Origin of the sequence: Mesobacillus maritimus (genome assembly GCF_023715205.1) — a bacterium.
Taxonomy (GTDB): domain Bacteria; phylum Bacillota; class Bacilli; order Bacillales; family Cytobacillaceae; genus Mesobacillus_B; species Mesobacillus_B maritimus_C.
In genome coordinates this window covers 328,561-346,302 of record NZ_JAMBNR010000004.1, presented here as the reverse complement: position 1 = coordinate 346,302, position 17,742 = coordinate 328,561, and the positions used below count along the sequence as shown (strand labels likewise).

Here is a 17,742-nt window from a genome sequence, read left to right as displayed (position 1 = left end):
TGCCTTTACAAAACATTTAAAAGCCTCCCTCTTCTTTCCACAAATTTCATATATATTTCCCTTGAACTTCCTTTCAATCCCATGTATAGTACAATGTTGTTTGGTTTAACAGACTCCGTATAAAGGTATCCTAAAAGGAATAGAAATGATATTAACTCTGTCTTTATATGGATAAAATAGAAAGGAAATTTATCTACATGAAACTAGGAGCCCGAATTTTAAAAACGGGAATTGCCATTATTTTAGCTTTATTTCTTGCTCAACTGATCGAACTCCCTTCCCCAGTTTTTGCTGGGATTGCGGCCATCTTCGCTTTGCAACCTACAATTTACCGATCTTATCTAACCGTAATCGAACAAATTCAAGGGAACATTATCGGAGCCGTCATTGCGGTTGTATTTGTTCTAATGTTTGGGAATGAGTTTTTTATCATCGGTCTTGCAGCGATTTTGCTGATAACCTTAAATCTCAAGTTCAACTTAGAAAATACGATCTCACTTTCACTTGTGACCTTGATCGCCATTATGGTGACACCTGGGGATGAATTCATAGAATTTGCTCTCCTTCGCTTTTCTACAGTAATGATTGGTGTATTTGCAGCATTTATAGTCAATCTTGTGTTCTTGCCTCCCAAATACGAAAGCAAGCTATACCAAAAGAACACAAGTATAACAGAGGAAATTTCAAAGTGGATTCGAATTAGCACTCGGAATGCAACGGAACATCAACTGCTAAAGGCTGATATAGAGAAACTGAGAGAAGAAATTCTAAAGCTAGAACACTTATATGTTATGTACAAAGAAGAGCGAGATTATTTTAAGAAAAATATCCTAGCAAAATCTCGGAAGCTTGTCGTTTATCGACAAATGAATACGACGACAAAGAAGGCTTTAGATACATTGAAGAGACTCCATCGTTACGAAAATGAAATTCTTCATATGCCTGAGTCTTTTCAAGAGGCCATTCAACAAGAACTCGATTGCCTAATCAATCACCATGAACAAGTACTGTTGAAATATATTGGAAAAATCAAACCTGAGGCCGCCATCATGGAAGGTCATGAATGCCTAAATCGAAAAGAACTATTTGAGTTGTTCCTCTCACAGCAAAAGGATTTTGTTGATGATAACAAACAAATTCTCTACCATATGATGCAGCTAGTCTCTATCATCATGGAGTACGGAGAACATGTTGAACATTTAGACACCTTAATTACGAGCTTCCACTCTTTTCATAAAGATGACCAACATCTAGAAGTTGAGACCAAGATAGAAGAATAAGCAAGTAAAAGTAAAAGAGTCTCATAAGAGGATGACTGGCATTACACACCAAATTTTAACAAAAAAGTATAAGAAAACAGCCTTATTGAAAAACAGCAGCCAATCTTTCGGCTGCTGTTTTTATCTTATCTATACCTTTTTAATCTTCAAGCTGCTGCACCTGGAATAATCGGTGATAGCCTCCTTCAAGACTCATTAACTCCTCATGATTTCCAACTTCTACGATCTCCCCATGTTCAATCAATACAATACGATCTGCATGTGTAATCGTTGATAGCCTGTGTGCCACGAGGAAAGTCGTCCGATCCTTAGCCAGTTTTTCGAGTGCTTCCTGAATTAAATGTTCACTTTCTAAATCAAGCGCTGAGGTCGCTTCATCCAGAATCAAGATTGGTGGATTTTTCAAAAAGACACGGGCAATTGCCACACGCTGCCGCTGTCCTCCGGAAAGTTTAACTCCCCTCTCTCCCACTTTCGTATCATAGCCTTCAGGTAGCGCCATAATGAAATCATGTGCATTTGCGGCCATAGCTGCTGCTATGACCTCCTCATCTGTCGCACTTGGATTTCCAAGGAGGATATTCGTTTTCACCGATTCACTAAATAAAATATTATCTTGAAGAACCATACCAATCTTATCGCGTAGGGACCGAACTTTAAAGTTTCGAATATCCTTACCGTCTAATAAGATTCTTCCCTCCGTCGTGTCATAAAACCTTGGGATCAAGCTGACAAATGAAGACTTTCCACCTCCACTCATTCCCACAAGAGCAATGGTCTCCCCTTTTTTCACTTCAAGATTGATATTTTTTAGGACGGACTCGCCTTTCTCTTCATAAGCAAAGTTCACATTTTCAAACTTTATTTCTCCGTGTACCTTTTCTAACTCAACGGCATTTGGAGTGTCCTGAATATCGTATTTCTCATCCATAAATTCAAAAACCCTATCCATTGATGCAATCGACTGAGTAAGAGTTGTAGAAGAATTCACTAATCTCCTTAGCGGATTATAGAGTTTATCAATATAAGCAATAAAAGCAACCATCGTTCCAATGGTGATATCCCCGTTAACTGCTTGAAAGCCAGCATACCCAATAACCAACAACGGAGCAATATCCGTAATTGTGTTTACCACAGCAAACGCTTTTGCATTCCAACGTGTATGGTCTAGCGCTTTTTCTAAGAAATTTCTGTTTTGCTTATCAAATTGCTTCTGCTCATGCTCCTCTAAGGCAAAGCTTTTCACCAATGATATTCCAGCAACACGCTCATGCAAATAACTCTGCACTTCTGCTAGTGCTTGAGAACGCACCCTTGTCAACTTCCGAAGATTCCCAAAAAAGTAGCGGATTGAAAAGGCATATAACGGAAATAGGACCAAAGAAACAAATGTTAGGCCTATATCCATAGTGAACATGATCGTTACAGCGATTATAATCGTTGCGACATCTAGCCATAAATTCATCAACCCTGTAATTACAAATGTCTTCGTTTGTTCAACATCATTGATGACCCTCGAAATAACCTCTCCTGCCCTAGTATTTGAGTAATACTTAAAGCTTAGTTTTTGAAGGTGTGTAAACAATCTATCGCGAATATCGTATAAAATCTTACTAGCCGTCCACTGTGCAAAATATTGGCGATAATATTCAATAGGTGGGCGCAAAACGACAAAAACGACAATCATGATACCCATAACTAAGAGTAATTGATCTGATTTTTCCGCACCAGTCATATCGTCGTTTTGCACGATATCGTCTAAAACAAATTTAATTAATAATGGAATCAAGAGGGGGATCGCAAATTTCAAGACCCCAATAATAATGGTTCCTATAATCTGCCACCGATATGGTTTTACAAATTGAAGATATCTGTTTATACTGCCCAAGGTGAAATTCCCCCTAAGTTAATACATGCTTTTCGTTAACAGGTAAAAAAACCTGCTGGGCTAACCAACAGGTTTCTACCACTCAACGTCTGTAAGTTAAATACCGTTCATACCAAATATCAATAAAATCGGGAGCAAACGGGCCCTTTCTTTGCCTAATCCAACGAATGAGCTTTTCAACATTAAACTTTAAAATTTTGTCTATTACTTCAGGATACTGCATCTCTTGACGATGTCGTTCATACTCATCTTCATCCAACAAATTAAACGTCATATCCGGAAATACTTTAATATCCAAATCGTAATCAATGTATTTTAGGGCTTCATCGTCAAAGATAAACGGAGAACTAAGATTGCAATAATAATAAACGCCATCTTCACGGATCATTCCGATTACATTGAACCAATGCTGAGAATGAAAATAACAAATAGCGGGCTCTCTAGTTATCCAAGTACGCCCGTCAGACTCCGTTACAATGGTGCGATCATTACCACCGATAACGAGGTTTTGCGTGCCCTTTAAAACCGTTGTCTCATCCCAAACTCTATGGATGTGACCATTATGCTTATAACTATGTATTTGGACTGATTCACCTTCGGTGGGTACGCCCATAACTTCTCCCCTACTTTCCTTTCTTGGAGATTTTGCAACCTAATTACATTTATTGTAACTAAAACCGACACAAGGCAACAAAACGATTCCTTTTTGTTACTATTATAACGGTTATACTTAAAATTTAAAACAAAAGAGCCACCGTTTTTGAATTAGGGGCTCCAATCATTGCTTATTTTCTCCTGACTGCTGTCTCCTTGTCAGGGAATCATGATCTTCATTTCTTGATAGGAGCGGATGACCTCTTCCGTTTGTTCTTCAAATGTCCTATGGATATCTTTTAGTTCTTCCTTCATCCGATCAATTTCTTCCCGTATCTCCACTAATTCTGTATTCTGTCTTAACGTGGCAAGCTGTTGTTCAATCTGTTGGCAGCGCTCAAGTTCAGACTGTAAATATAGGAGCTTATCCATTGTTTTCATTTGCATAGAAACTAATTCATTAAACTGATTCACTTTTCTGCCACCGCCTGTAATAAGTTTTTCTACTTTTATAATTCGTGGTAACAACTATGCTTCCTTTGACTAGTTCTGTTGATGAATAGGATTCTTTGTCGAAAGAGTTAATCATTAGTTTTTTTAATGTACATATATCAGCTTTATGTTGCTTTGTTTGGCTCTTTTTGTCTCGAAACGAACTTTGAATGGAATCATAGCTAACTTTGTGAAAACAACTTTTTTTGTAAACAGGAAAATGGTTTTTGTTTCAATTTCTGAAGTTAGAACGTAATTTTATGTAATTAAACGGGGATTTTCTGTTTTTTAAAACCATAGGATTTAAACTTTGAAAGGATCATGCTAACACTACTTCAATACAAAAAAACATCTCCCCCGAAGGAGAGATGTTATTCTGTAAATGGGCAATTATTGTTGTCCGAATTGTCCACCAGCGTTCTGAGATTTTTTAGCTTCAGCTTGCTGGTTTTGGCGGCGTACTTCTTGTGCATTCGTTTGGCTTTCTAGACCAAATTCAGTTGCATATTGGCCTTGGCCAGACTTTGCAGTTGCAGCTCCACCAGCGCGAGAAGCACGAGCGTTTTGCTCACGTACTTGTTGCGCGTTTGTTTCACTAGCGAACTCAGTACCGAATTGCCCAGCACCTGCAGCTCCACCTTGAGAAGCTTGAGCGTTTTGTTGTCTTACTTGCTGAATGTTTGTACCAGATTGAGTTTGGTTTTGTCTGTTTGCCATTGTTATCACCTCCACGACTATTAATGTAACCATCGGGTTAAGGTGATATCCAAAAAAACAAGAAGAAAAAAAAGAATATTTTTTAAAAAAGTGGGAGCCTATACCAGCAGTGAAATCCCGCCATCCACTATAATAGTTTGTCCACGAATCATATCAGATCGATCACCTAAAAGGAACATCACACTGTTGACAATGTCGTCCATTTCCACCATTCTACCGGCTGGAGTTTTCTCTCTGGCCTCAGCCAACATCTCTTCTCGATTTGGGAAGTGCGCTAAGGCATCTGTATCGACTGCCCCTCCAGAAACAGCATTTACAATAATGTTTTTCCGAGCTAATTCCACAGCCAAATAGCGAGTTAGCGCCTCTAAGGCAGCTTTCGACACGCCGACTGCCGTATAATTTTCTAGATAACGTATTGAACCAAGGGAACTGATACTGACAATTTTTCCTTCCCCATTTTTCTCCATCAATTTGGCTGCTTCTTGTGCACAGAACAATAGGGCCTTACTGTTAATATTCATTGTCCAATCCCAATGTTTTTCTTCCAGCTCCAACGCAGGCCGTTGAACACCCGAGGCCGCATTATTGACAAAAATGTCTAACCTCCCATATTCTTCATCTATCTTTTCAAACATCTGTTTAATTTTTTCAACGTCACCTACATTAGCTTTAATTACCAAAGCTTTACGTCCAAGTGCCTCAATTTCTTTCGCTGTTTCTAGGGCAGCATTTTTACTTCGAGCATAATTTATGACTAGGTCGTATCCTTCTTTCGCTAATTCAAGGGCAATTCTTTTTCCAATTCCCCGACTACTACCTGTTACAAGTGCAACTTTATTCTCCATTGTATTTCTTCCCTTCTTATCAATTTGGTTTTAATTTTATCGGTTCCGAGTATATAAGACAATCCTCGTACTCAAACTACTCATAGTTTCTCAACAGAAAGGAAGAGATGATATGTATGTAGGAAGGGATATGACTGAACTGACGATGATTTCTAAAACAGACTGGAAAGACAGTGAACTAGCCTTTTTTCATCATTCCATGCAACAAGTCGTACCTTATTTAAATGTCGAAGGCCAATCACTGCATAGACAAATTGTTGAAGAAATTGAAAGACGTGGCGGCTTAAAGCGAAATGAAGCGGATTATACACATGGAACGAAAATCCAATATGACTGACATTCCAAATTTCTAGAGGAGACTTTACCTTTTCTCCTCTAGAAATTGTTTTAGGATTTTTTGATGCGAAACTGGAAAAGCAAATTTTTCAATTTCCTCTATTGATATAAGCTTTAATGTAGATGTTTCTACTATTTCACCTGTTAAATGTCCTTTATATACATGAATATTCCAAATCAGGTGAGAAAAAACATGCTCAATTCGCCCAATCATTTGTTCTAAGGTAAGCTCAACAGGATACTGCTCTTGAATATAATCAACAAACTGCTCTTTTTCACTTCTATATTCTTTTGTCACTTCTACATTTGGAAACTCCCATAAGTTTGCTAATAACCCTGACTCAGGCCGCTTCCGAATTAAAATTCGGTTTTGGTCATCCTCTAAAACAGCCGCAACTAGTTCCACAGGTCTTTGTTTTTTCTTTTTCGTCTTTACTGGAAGATCGCTTTCAACACCGTTCATATAAGCCTGACAATGCTCTCTTACCGGACATAATAAACAGGAAGGAGACGTAGGAGTACAAATTAGCGCACCAAGTTCCATTAAAGCCTGATTAAAATAAGATGGATTTTCATGAGAGATGATTTCTCTAACCGCTGCCTCAAACTTCTTTCGACTAGCTGGTTTTGCGATATCATCCCATATGACTAAAATTCTCGATAAAACACGCATAACATTCCCATCAACCGCTGGTTCAGGTTTTCCATAAGCGATACTTAATATCGCCCCCGCAGTGTAAGGCCCCACCCCTTTTAATGAGGAAATCTCGTTTGGGGTATCAGGAACTTGTCCATCATATTTTTCATGTACCTCTTTTACAGCTGATTGGAGGTTACGTACTCTAGAATAATATCCCAGCCCTTCCCATGCTTTTAAAACATCATCTTCGTTTGCATTGGCTAATGCTTCTATTGTTGGAAATTCCTTTAGAAATCTAGTAAAATAAGGAATAACCGTATCTACTCTGGTTTGTTGGAGCATAATTTCTGAAACCCAAATTTTATAAGGGTCTTGATCTTTACGCCAGGGCAGGTCACGCATTTCACTTTCAAACCAGCCAATTAAATCTTCTTGAAAGGATCGTTTATCCAGGTCCTCTAAATTTTTCAAATCATTGTTACTCAATTTTTTGCCTCCGCTTTGTTAACATTCAGTTATTTTGGGAAAATACAATATGAATGTCCGGTTTCTTAACACCATAATACATTAAAAATAGGGGATACTAATTCGTAATCTTATTCCTGATTAGGAGGTTTTTTCCTTGGACACAGGAACACATATTGTCATGGGAGTGGCTATAGGTGGAATTGCAACTCTTGATCCAGTCATTTCAGAGAGTTCCGCAACAGCCACAAGTGTTCTTATTGCCACTATTATCGGCTCACAAATCCCTGACATTGATACTGTCCTGAAGTTAAAAAACAATGCTGTTTACATTCGAAATCACCGTGGAATCACCCATTCCATTCCTGCGATAATCCTTTGGCCGATGTTGATTGTCGGCGGAATTTATCTATTTAACCCTGAGATAAATTTGCTTCATTTATGGATGTGGACGCAACTCGCAGTCTTCCTCCATGTTTTTGTTGATATCTTTAATGCCTATGGTACACAAGCATTACGGCCTTTTTCAAAGAAATGGCTTGCTTTAGGCATTATTAATACCTTCGATCCGTTCATTTTTATCTTGCATGTTATCGCCATTGTTGCTTGGGTTTTTGGCGCTTCTCCAGGATATACGTTTTTAGGAATGTACGCGGTTATTTTTGCCTATTATATTCATCGGGTTCTATACAAACGAAAACTGATACAAATTGTACAGGAATTGATTCCTGATGCTACTGAAATTATCATTGCCCCGACGATGAAAAACAGCGAATGGCGTATTGCGGTCATGAACTCCCATCAATTTTTTGTTGGTCGGGCTAAAAGGCTAAATGTACAAATCCTTGATCAATTCAACCGTGTGCCTGTACCAGAAACTGCCGTTTTAAAAGCAGCTAAACAGGACTCTAATCTTTCTGCATTTCTTTCCTTTTCCCCTGTTTACCGTTGGGAACTGGATGACTACGAAGACCACTATGAGGTCCGTTTTATTGACCTTCGCTACCGAAGCAACGGTCACTATCCGTTTGTCGCAGTAGTCAAGCTAGATAAGGAGTTAAACATTCTTAGCTCCTATACCGGTTGGATCTATAGTGAGGAAAAGCTAAAAAAGAAATTGGAAATCATACCAAACTAGTGGCCCTTTTAACCTTTCCATTAGCCATTCACCCAGCTAAAAAAGCGATGCAGTGGTACGCATCGCTTTTTTAATGCAATTTTTTATTATTTTGCTCTAAATAATGTTTGTATTTAGGGTTCGTTGCAACAAAGTCATGCAATTTCCCCCCATAATGTTGGATCCATTGTCTGACTACTCTTTCCGTCATTTCACTGCCCAAATATTCTCTTCCAGCCTTTGCAGAAGTCGTTTCAAAATCATCCCACAATAGCTCTACCCAAGTAAGCGCTTGGTGGAAAGTAATCTCGTTATTTTTTTCTAACAATAAATGAGCGAGCTTTTCTTGAATGTCTTTCATATCATTTCTCCTTGCAAATTTATCCGTGTCTAAAGCCCTTCAAAGTGTGAATACTATTAAAGCGTGTCCTCTTACGGTCGCGTACAATCACCCTTCAAGGAGGATATATCATGCGAAATAAAGCAAAAAATTTCCCTAACATGAACCATAATCGTTTTGAAGGTGAGCCGCGTGCAAAAGCTGAGTATGCTTCAAGAAGGGCAGATGGCACAATCAACACCCATCCTCAAGAACGGATGAGAGCTTCATCGAATCGCGAAAGTGATACTCCAAATTTTTAATCTAAACTGTAGGCAAAATCAGGTTCATCCCTGGTTTTGCCTCTGTTTGCCTAACAAACTTATCGGCAACGCTTCTTCTTTTTCGGGGTGATTGAGTCTGTTTCCCCAAGCAAAGACTCCGTTCATATATTCTATTTTAAAATAACTACCTGGGTCTCCATCAATTTCATACACATCACCCGGCTTAAAATCATCTGGGTTAAGCAAATAGGCTTTGGCCATCGCCATTTTTCTCTCTAGGACAGCATATTCATTGACCATCCCTAACTGCTCTGCTTTTCTAGCTTTTTCGGTAAGAGTTGCAATTTCCTGTTTAAGCTCTTGAGCAGTTAATTGGCTATATCGTTTTTCTTGCATACCTTTTCACACTCCCTGATTTCACTTTCTTCATCATAACGAACTTAAAAAGATAAATAAAGTATTACTGCTCTGAAGGTCTTTACTCATCCTCAAAAAGCTCCACTAAGCACTTTTCAATCAAATCAAACGAAAAACCCTTGTTATACAAAGCCTGTTTCATTTTCTGTTTCTGTTCGTACCTTTCAAACTTTATATATTTTCTTTGTAATTTTTCAGCGTGATACTTTAGGGCAATCATTTCTTCACCTACCGCTTTTTCTGTGTCTAATTCTTCCATAACAATTTGAATAATGTTAAACGGGTAACCTTTCCTTACTAAAAGCTGTTCTGTCTTTTGTTTAAGGAACCGCGATGAATCTTTATGGTTCTTAGTAAAATTCTTCTGGGCAAGGTCGATTGCCTTATCGACTTGATGTTCAACAACAAACTCTTTAATTGATTCATCAATTACTGGTCCTTTTACTCCTTTTTCTTTAAGAGACATTTTTATCAATTTTGGTCCCTTATCTGTTGTATTCATTTGTGTCCGAACAAATGCTTTTGCAAACTCTAAATCATCTAAAAACCGATGCTTATATAAACGTTGTATAGCTTCTTGAATAATTGGCTCGGCAACTTCTTTCTTTTTTAACTGTTCTCTAACTTCTCCTTCAGATCTCATTCTGTGTGCTAAATATTGGATTGCCATATTATAAGCTTTACGAATATCATCTTGATAAAGCATCTCTGTAACCGATAAATCATCAAGCTCCATGCCTTTTTTTAATTGATATTTAATTAAAACATCCTCATCAACACTAAAAGCATATTCCTCGCCTCGACCAAAGTCTGCGAAGATGCTATAACGATCTTTATTATTTTTTTGTGCTTTTATCTTCGTGATTACTGGCATCATATTCACCTCACTCATTAATTTACCATACGTTAGAGGAATTTGAGGATTAGGGGAGTAAATTACAGAGAAGGAAAAGAAAAGGTGGGGGTTTATGTGAAGATTGTCATTGCCGGAGGAACAGGGTTAATTGGAGAAACCCTATCAAGTTTGTTGGTTGAGCGAGGACACGAAGTTTTCATTTTAACGAGAGACAAAAAGAAATACTCCTTAAATAGCGGACCCGTTCACTATATTTCTTGGCTGCATGATGGCGCCAAACCGGAAGAAAGGCTTGGGAGTGTGGATGTAATGATTAACCTTGCCGGCTCAACCATTAATACAAGGTGGTCATCAAAAGGAAAAGAAAAAATTGTAACAAGCCGCCTGTCTGCTGTTGATGAGTTACACCGGATTATCAACAAACTTCCACGTAAACCAAAAGTATTTGTAAACGCAAGTGCTATAGGATTTTATGGAACTTCAGAGAAAGAGGAATATACGGAAAGAACAGAACAACCTGGAAACGACTTTTTAGCTGATACAGTGGTAAAGTGGGAAACATCTGTTAAAAAAATTGAAAAGGAAGGAATCCGAACCGTTCTTTGTCGTTTCGGATTAGTGCTAGATGATCAGCAAGGTGCATTTCCTTTGATGTTACTTCCTTACCGTTTTTTTATCGGTGGGACAATTGGAAGTGGAAATCAATGGGTATCATGGATTCATGTGCAAGATGTTGTAAGAGCCATCTTATTTGTCATAGAAAACGAACTTGTAAAAGGACCAGTCAATTTTACAGCGCCGTCCCCAGTACCAATGAAGAAGTTCGGTAGGGCAATTTCTTATATATGGGAAAGACCTCACTGGCTTCCGGTTCCGTCATTTGTTTTAAAAGTTATACTTGGCGAAATGAGTTTACTTCTGCTTAAAGGACAATATGTATTTCCAGAGAAACTTCTGAAAAGTGGCTTTGTCTTTCATTATCCGGAACTAGAAATGGCATTAAAGGCAATCGCAAATCACTCAAATTCTGTTTAATCCTTCCACTTATGGAAATACTGAAGAACGAAAACAATCTGGAAGGATGATAACAATGGCAGATAAAAAAAGAAAAGAAAAACGCAGACATACACTATCAAGCATGCAAGAAGTCACTTATAGTCATGAGTTCAGAGCCGCTGACCGCGCAGCAGGTTTTGCCAATAAGAAACGAGATCAATAAGTAATCACAAAAATAATGTGTAATGGAAACTAAAATTACCACTTATAACCCGAAGAATATAGCGAATCATAAAAGTACGGAACGAAATATTCCGTGCTTTTATTTCGTTGTTTGAAAGGGGTCTATAATAATGGGACGTTCAAGAGGTCAAAGAAGTAGAGACAAAAATACAGCAAAGCTTCCTCAAGTTCCACAGAATATGAAGTCAGATGGGCTTGATGTAGAGTTTGATCGTGACCTTGCTGATCACGAAGATCTTGAGGCAATGGCACGTTCCAAAGCTGCTGATGCACGAGCTAAAAAGAAAATGCATTAAAAAAAAAAGAAATATCCCTACCCTATCACTAAAAAGCAGGATTTTATATCCTGCTTTTTTAGTAAGGGGTAGGGGGTTGTTTAATGTTTTGGGAACAAAGTTTGTGAATGTTTTCACTAACTTTGTTATCTTTACTATACGTTATTTCCCCAAATTAAACAATCGTTTTCACAAAAAATTCACACAAGCATCTTTTTGTTAATAACTTATCCACATAATTGTGAACAGTGTGGATAATATGTGTCAGTATCTCTAATACTAGTAAATACCTTTGTGGATATGTATCTGTGGATAACTAAATTGCCCAGTGGATAATGTTAGTAACTTTGTGGAAATCTACTTTTTCTCCACTTTATTTTCACAAAAACAGCTGTGGATAATTCACCAATCACTCCCGTTTTCTCCATTGAAAAAGCGAACTGGTCATAACCAGTCCGCTTTCTTATCTACGTAGTAACTTGCAACTTCACAAGATGTATATGTTATTCGCTATAAACTGCCGCGGTAAAATATTCCACTTGATGATCTTTTAACCTAAACGACGTAAGCCCTACCTCTCTTACATCCTTACGGCTCCGAAGCCGATCCAGTGTGAATAAGTTGTTCCATTTAAAAAGATAAGCAGAATGCCATAAGTTTATTGACACAATGTTGTACTTATAAAAGTGAAGCTGAATTACCATAATAACAAACTAAACTTCAAAAGTCAATAACTTTCTCTTTCTTTTTTGTTTGATGAACGTAAATGACGACCTTGTAATACATAATAAAGCCCAAGGCCGATTAAAATATAGACCGAACTATATAGGTAAAGCGTTCCTAAACTAACCTTCGCTGCCGCAAGCCCTACTATAAAAGAGCCTAAACCGATTCCGATATCATAAATCGATAAAAAGGTTGCCGTTGCAACTGGTCGCCGTTTCGGATCAGCGACTGTAATTGCAATGGTTTGATAACTAGGAAATAACGTCCCCCAACCTATGCCCGCAAACGCTGCTGCCACTAAGAATAAAAAGGCAGAATCTGCTATGCCTAAAATCAACATTCCAATAGCAAACAAGATAATGGAAGGGTAGATAATTGCATTCGCTCCGTAAACATCATACCACTTACCAGTGTATGGTCTAGAAATGAGAAGAACGACTGCATACACAACGAAAAAGTAACTTGCCACATTGGATGCACCAATTTCAACTGCATAAATTGAAACAAATGACAGAATAGCTGAATATACAATAGCGAAAAAGGCGCCTGTTATCGCAATCGGAATCGCATTTAATTCAAACATCTCTTTGAAGCTAAATGATCCTTTAACTGCATTTGTATTGGATGACTTTGCCGCTCTTTTTGGCGGAGTGATAAACAAGCCTGCAACTAAACCAATAAATGCGGCGATAACTCCCATTAAGAGCATTGTGGAAACTCCCCATTGCTGCATTGCCGTTAGTCCAAAGAAAGGGCCAACGACCATTGCTAAGTTAGAAGAAAGCACAAAATATCCCATTCCTTCCCCACGACGGGAATCAGGGATGATTGCTGCGACAATGGATCCAGTCGCTGTGGTTGCCATACCAAAGCCAATACCATGAATGAATCTTATTGTAAGCAATATGCCAATTGAGTCAGCAGCAAAATAAATCAATGTAACAACAGAAAAAAGAATTAAGGAACACAACAGAATTAATCTCGCCCCAATTTTTTCAATCCAACGCCCTGCAATAGGCCTTATAATTATTGCGGACAATAAAAAGACCGTTGTCACGAGTCCGGCCTGTGATTCTTTACCACCCATGTCATTCAGAACAAAAACAGGCATCGTGACTAATAGAAAGTAAAATGTCATAAATAAAAAGAAATTACTGATTGAAACACTTATAAAGTTTTTCGTCCAAAGTTTTGGTGCAGGTTCTTGCATTTAATTTCCCCCTAACTTGCTGTTCTCCAATTTAATTTCGGTAAGCCAATTTGTTATTACGGCTGTTAACTCCTCTTGGGTATTTTCTGGAATAGGCCCTAGTAATTTTTCATTCGCTTCCATTACTGCTTTTTCCCACTTTGGATATTCTTCCTGCGCTTTTTGAGTCAGTTGGATAAACTTTTTCCTTCTATCCTGACCTGTTTGTTGTTCAATATAACCTTGTTTGTACAGTCTTTGAATCGTTCGTGTCATAGGTGGCGCTTCTACAGCCAAGTACTGACAAAGTTCTTTTTGTGTTAAAGTACCGTTCTCTTTTAATACAAACAAAACAGCCCATTGAGCATTGTATAACCCAAAAGGTTCGAGTGCGTCATTTAAGTGTTTAGCCAATACTCTCGATAACTGATGAACCGAGTGGAATAATACATGACTGTTCGATAACATCTTGTGTATTCACCTTACCTACTTGCGGAATTTTAACAATAAAATCTACTATACCATAAAAATAGTTACTTAGGTAACTATTTATTTACCTAGGTAACTTCTTTAAATTTTAAAGTATTCGCTCTTAATAGTTCCTAAACGCTGAAGCAGATACCCCCCATGTTATTTAGTTGGCTTTAGAAGGAATGACTGCGCATAAACCTAATTCATGTTTTTATCGATCTGAAAAAAAAAACCTCAAACTGTTAAATTCTAACAAACAGTTCGAGGTTTTGTTCTCAGACAATTTCAAGCTGAATCGTTGCGAACAAACAGATTTGATTTCATTTCTCCTAATACTTGAAAGAAGCTTGCTTGTTTATTGTCATCACGAAGCGTATGTATGGTTGGCTCATCTGCTTTTACCAGTACATGAGACTCCTTCTGGGCTGAACTTGAACTTGTTAAAAGTACACCGTTCTTGTTCATGATTAGCCACTTTTGTTGTTGTTTTTCGTCTTGTTTGAGTAGGCCGGACGGAACACCAGAAAAAATAGCTTGCTGCCCGTTTCCCAGAACCACATGGATGAGATCCTCAATGACTGCACTCGTTGTTGGAAGCATCCCTGCACCAGGTCCTTGAAGGGTTATTCTTCCAACAATGTCTGCTTCAATTGAAACTGAGTTTTCCACACCTTCAATATGATAGAGAGGATGTGATTCTGAAACAAGCGTTGGTCGCACATATCCTTTAATTTCTCCTTGAGACTGCTCTATTGAGGCAATTAATTTAAACCGTAAGCCCAATTTTTCTGCTTCTTTAATTTGTTCAGGTGTGATTTCTGTTATTCCCTCGCGAGGGACATTACTCCAGTCCGGCTTTTCCCCAAAAGCAATTTCACTTAGAATCATTAATTTATAGAAAGCATCATAACCCTCAACATCATTTGTCGGATCCGCCTCTGCATATCCTTTTACTTGAGCAGCTTCTAATGCTTCTGAAAATGATACCTGATTAGCACGCATTTCGGTCAGAATATAATTGGAAGTACCGTTTAAAATCCCTTCCATCTTTATGATCTGATTAATATTTAATAATTGTTGAACCGTTTGAATGACTGGGACTCCACCTGCAACAGTTGCTTCGAATCCGACAGACACTTGATGCTCGTCTGCAAGCTTCTGTAAAGTTGTTCCGTGTAAGGCAAACATTTCTTTATTCGCCGTAATAATATGACAGCCTTTTTGAATCGCTTTTTCCAAATAGGAGAAGGCAGGGTTCTCTCCTACAATCGCTTCAACGACGACATCAAGCTCCTTCAGGTTCAGAATTTCTTCAAAATCTTCCGTTACAAGTATACCTTCGTTGATATCACGTTTTTTATGCTTATTTTTTACCAATACTGCTGCAACTTCTACACTTTTACCCAAAACTCCCTTTAGCTTCTCTTGGTGAGATTGAATCGTTTTATAAACTCCTTCCCCAACCGTTCCAAAGCCAAGAATCGCTACCTTGATTGTAGACACATTAACCACTTCCTTTTCCGTGTTGAAAAGAGGGGAAGATATTCTTCGCTATACAAAAGCGGGGCCCTCTTCATAAGAAGAGGACCCCATCCCCCCCTTATCTTTCAGGTATCCCTACCTGCTGGAATTAGCACCTTTTCAAGAAACTACCTTGAAGGTTGCCGGGCTTCATTGGGCCATTTCCCTCCGCCACTCTCGATAAGAGTATTTAAATTCTAAATATTCAACGTTTAATTAGGTTGATTCTATTACAGATAGAGGAAACTGTCAAACCGTTTTGACTATTTTTATAGCGCTTTGGCGACTTTTGTTTTTATTTGGTTTTGATAGAGATCATAATAAAACCCTTTCCGTTTCATCAGCTCGTGATGGGGCCCTTTTTCAATAATCCCGCCATCCTCAACAACAAGTATTTGATCTGCTTGCTGAATCGTATTTAATCGATGTGCAATGATAAAGGACGTTCTTCCTTCCATTAACAGCTCAAGCGCTTCTTGAATTTTCAATTCTGTAATCGTATCAATACTGCTTGTCGCTTCATCAAGGATTAAGATTGAGGGATTGGCCAGGATTGCACGAGCAATAGATAATAATTGCTTCTGTCCTTGAGAAACCCCGGAACCGTCTTGCTTTAGTTCGGTATCAAACCCTTGAGGCATCCGTTTGATGAACGAATATGCATTTGCCGCGATTGCAGCTTCTTCAACTTCTTGATCACTTGCATCAAGTCGACCATAGCGGATATTCTCTCTTATTGTCCCTTGAAAAAGAAACGAGTCCTGAAGAACAAAAGCCATTTGCTTCCTCAAGCTTGCTCTTGTAATGATTTGACTATCTTGGTTATCGAACAAAATAACACCGCTATTCGGTTCGTAAAATCGAGTAATTAAGTTTATGATTGTAGACTTCCCAGCACCAGTTGGTCCAACGAGAGCCACCTTTTCCCCAGGGGTTGCCTGAAAAGAGATATTCTGAACAATGTCCTCGCCTCGATCATAGGCGAAGTTAACATCGCGAAACTCTACCTTTCCCTTAAGGTCAGTAATATCTATTGCATCTATTTCATTTTCTGCTTCCTCACGGTCATCAATAATGTCAAAGACTCGTTCAGCACCAGCAACAGCGGACAGCAACGTATTAAATTGATTCGATAAATCATTCAATGGTCGTGTGAATTGCCTAGCGTATTCCGTAAAAATAACAATTGTTCCGATGGAAACCATTCCATTGAGAGCAAAAATACCACCAGCGGCTGCCACAAACGTAAAACTTAAGTTGTTCAGCATGTTCATTAATTTTGGAATAAAACCTGCATACACTTGCGCCCAGTACCCGGCTTTTTTTACTTTTTCACTCTTTTCAAGAAATTCTGCGATAACTTTTGGTTCCTGTGAGAACGACTTTATTATTTTCTGACCAGAGATGCTCTCCTCTATAAAACCATTCAATTCACCTAAATTCTTCTGTTGTTCTTTGTAAAGCCTACCCGTGCGAGTGGTAATCCATTTCATTCCAAGAAACATGATCGGGACAATTGTCATCGTTACCAGTGTGAGCAAAGGACTTAGCCATAACATAACCACCAGTGTTCCAACTAAAGTGAGCAAACTAGAGAACACTTGAATGACGGAGCTGTTTAATGTTGTACTGACGTTTTCAATATCATTCGTAATTCTACTCATCAGTTCCCCCGATTGGCGCTTATCAAAAAACTGAATGGGCAGTTTATGAAGTTTTGTGAACAATTGCGTTCTTATCGTAAAAACAGTCTCTTGAGCGATTCCAATCATCCAATAGTTTTGCAACCACAAGGATATGGAGTGAAAAAAATAAACAGCAGCGAGTCCGACTAAAACAAGTGCTAGCCCATCAGTGGTCGCCGTAGCAAGATAAGTGTCAATAGTCCGTCCTATCATAAACGGTCCTAACAATCCTAGAGCGGAGCTCATAACAACCATTAATAGAACCCATGTTAAAAATACTTTATACTCTGACAGGTATCTCCATATTCTTCTAATCGTTTTTATGAAACTCCCTCTATCTACCTCTTTACCTGTATGAGTCTTTTGTTTCACTTACCTCACCT

The 17,742-nt window shown here is 38.4% G+C and carries 20 protein-coding genes and 1 riboswitch; of the genes, 7 read left to right on the top strand and 13 right to left on the bottom strand.

Annotated elements, in window-relative coordinates; all coding sequences use genetic code 11:
- The first annotated feature begins 197 nt into the window (after positions 1-197).
- Positions 198-1,280 (top strand): FUSC family protein, encoded by a 1,083-nt coding sequence (locus M3182_RS08035; protein WP_251557601.1) that lies wholly within the window; start codon positions 198-200, stop codon positions 1,278-1,280.
- A gap of 139 nt (positions 1,281-1,419) precedes the next feature.
- Here the strand turns inward: M3182_RS08035 and M3182_RS08030 are convergent, their stop codons facing one another.
- From M3182_RS08030 to fabL, 5 genes are all read right to left on the bottom strand, one after another.
- Positions 1,420-3,168: an ABC transporter ATP-binding protein gene (locus M3182_RS08030; RefSeq protein WP_251429163.1), complete on the bottom strand. Its 1,749-nt coding sequence runs from the start codon at positions 3,166-3,168 to the stop codon at positions 1,420-1,422.
- 82 nt (positions 3,169-3,250) lie between these two features.
- Positions 3,251-3,781 carry a nucleoside tri-diphosphate phosphatase gene (gene ntdP, locus M3182_RS08025; protein WP_251429159.1) on the bottom strand — a complete coding sequence of 177 codons (531 nt, stop codon included), beginning with the start codon at positions 3,779-3,781 and terminating at the stop codon, positions 3,251-3,253.
- Positions 3,782-3,981: 200 nt separating this feature from the next.
- Positions 3,982-4,236 carry a YgaB family protein gene (locus M3182_RS08020; protein WP_251429223.1) on the bottom strand — a complete coding sequence of 85 codons (255 nt, stop codon included), beginning with the start codon at positions 4,234-4,236 and terminating at the stop codon, positions 3,982-3,984.
- Positions 4,237-4,644: 408 nt separating this feature from the next.
- The gene (locus M3182_RS08015; protein ID WP_251429156.1) at positions 4,645-4,971 is read right to left on the bottom strand and encodes a gamma-type small acid-soluble spore protein; all 327 of its coding nucleotides are present in this window, start codon (positions 4,969-4,971) and stop codon (positions 4,645-4,647) included.
- 98 nt (positions 4,972-5,069) lie between these two features.
- Positions 5,070-5,819 (bottom strand): enoyl-[acyl-carrier-protein] reductase FabL, encoded by a 750-nt coding sequence (gene fabL, locus M3182_RS08010; RefSeq protein ID WP_251557600.1) that lies wholly within the window; start codon positions 5,817-5,819, stop codon positions 5,070-5,072.
- 112 nt (positions 5,820-5,931) lie between these two features.
- On the opposite strand from fabL, the gene M3182_RS08005 reads away from it, so the two are divergent.
- Positions 5,932-6,156, top strand: a complete 225-nt coding sequence (locus tag M3182_RS08005; RefSeq protein ID WP_251429150.1) for a mother cell protein YfhS — start codon at positions 5,932-5,934, stop codon at positions 6,154-6,156.
- A 24-nt stretch (positions 6,157-6,180) separates the two neighbouring features.
- Here the strand turns inward: M3182_RS08005 and mutY are convergent, their stop codons facing one another.
- Entirely contained in the window at positions 6,181-7,281 is a 1,101-nt protein-coding gene (gene mutY / locus M3182_RS08000; protein WP_251429147.1) for an A/G-specific adenine glycosylase, read from the bottom strand.
- Between the two features lie 136 nt (positions 7,282-7,417).
- Here mutY and M3182_RS07995 point away from each other — a divergent pair, with 136 nt between their 5' ends.
- Positions 7,418-8,398, top strand: a complete 981-nt coding sequence (locus M3182_RS07995; protein ID WP_251557599.1) for a metal-dependent hydrolase — start codon at positions 7,418-7,420, stop codon at positions 8,396-8,398.
- Between the two features lie 70 nt (positions 8,399-8,468).
- On the opposite strand, the gene M3182_RS07990 is transcribed toward M3182_RS07995, so the two are convergent.
- Complete coding sequence (locus M3182_RS07990) at positions 8,469-8,738, bottom strand: YfhJ family protein (RefSeq protein WP_251429141.1); 270 nt, start codon at positions 8,736-8,738, stop codon at positions 8,469-8,471.
- A 110-nt stretch (positions 8,739-8,848) separates the two neighbouring features.
- Between M3182_RS07990 and M3182_RS07985 the strand changes: the two genes are divergently transcribed.
- Positions 8,849-9,019, top strand: coding sequence for a small, acid-soluble spore protein K (locus M3182_RS07985; RefSeq protein ID WP_251429138.1), 171 nt, complete (start codon positions 8,849-8,851; stop codon positions 9,017-9,019).
- Between the two features lie 24 nt (positions 9,020-9,043).
- Here M3182_RS07985 and M3182_RS07980 read toward each other — a convergent pair whose 3' ends face one another.
- Positions 9,044-9,376: a YfhH family protein gene (locus M3182_RS07980; RefSeq protein WP_251429135.1), complete on the bottom strand. Its 333-nt coding sequence runs from the start codon at positions 9,374-9,376 to the stop codon at positions 9,044-9,046.
- Between the two features lie 82 nt (positions 9,377-9,458).
- Positions 9,459-10,274, bottom strand: coding sequence for a recombination regulator RecX (gene recX, locus M3182_RS07975; RefSeq protein ID WP_349775430.1), 816 nt, complete (start codon positions 10,272-10,274; stop codon positions 9,459-9,461).
- Between the two features lie 93 nt (positions 10,275-10,367).
- On the opposite strand from recX, the gene M3182_RS07970 reads away from it, so the two are divergent.
- The 3 genes from M3182_RS07970 to M3182_RS07960 all read left to right on the top strand — a co-directional run bounded on the left by M3182_RS07970 (position 10,368) and on the right by M3182_RS07960 (position 11,788).
- Positions 10,368-11,288 carry a TIGR01777 family oxidoreductase gene (locus M3182_RS07970; RefSeq protein WP_251429132.1) on the top strand — a complete coding sequence of 307 codons (921 nt, stop codon included), beginning with the start codon at positions 10,368-10,370 and terminating at the stop codon, positions 11,286-11,288.
- A 55-nt stretch (positions 11,289-11,343) separates the two neighbouring features.
- Positions 11,344-11,472: a YfhE family protein gene (locus M3182_RS07965; protein WP_221874246.1), complete on the top strand. Its 129-nt coding sequence runs from the start codon at positions 11,344-11,346 to the stop codon at positions 11,470-11,472.
- Positions 11,473-11,602: 130 nt separating this feature from the next.
- Complete coding sequence (locus M3182_RS07960; RefSeq protein WP_251429129.1) at positions 11,603-11,788, top strand: YfhD family protein; 186 nt, start codon at positions 11,603-11,605, stop codon at positions 11,786-11,788.
- Positions 11,789-12,494: 706 nt separating this feature from the next.
- On the opposite strand, the gene M3182_RS07955 is transcribed toward M3182_RS07960, so the two are convergent.
- The 4 genes from M3182_RS07955 to M3182_RS07940 form a co-directional block, all read right to left on the bottom strand.
- Positions 12,495-13,703, bottom strand: coding sequence for an MFS transporter (locus M3182_RS07955; protein WP_251429126.1), 1,209 nt, complete (start codon positions 13,701-13,703; stop codon positions 12,495-12,497).
- A complete protein-coding gene (locus tag M3182_RS07950) occupies positions 13,704-14,150 on the bottom strand; it encodes a MarR family winged helix-turn-helix transcriptional regulator (protein ID WP_251429125.1) in 447 nt (148 codons plus the stop codon).
- A gap of 288 nt (positions 14,151-14,438) precedes the next feature.
- Positions 14,439-15,656: a homoserine dehydrogenase gene (locus tag M3182_RS07945; protein ID WP_251557598.1), complete on the bottom strand. Its 1,218-nt coding sequence runs from the start codon at positions 15,654-15,656 to the stop codon at positions 14,439-14,441.
- A 94-nt stretch (positions 15,657-15,750) separates the two neighbouring features.
- Positions 15,751-15,861, bottom strand: a riboswitch (SAM riboswitch).
- Between the two features lie 82 nt (positions 15,862-15,943).
- Positions 15,944-17,731, bottom strand: a complete 1,788-nt coding sequence (locus M3182_RS07940; protein ID WP_251557597.1) for an ABC transporter ATP-binding protein — start codon at positions 17,729-17,731, stop codon at positions 15,944-15,946.
- Positions 17,732-17,742 lie beyond the last annotated feature (11 nt).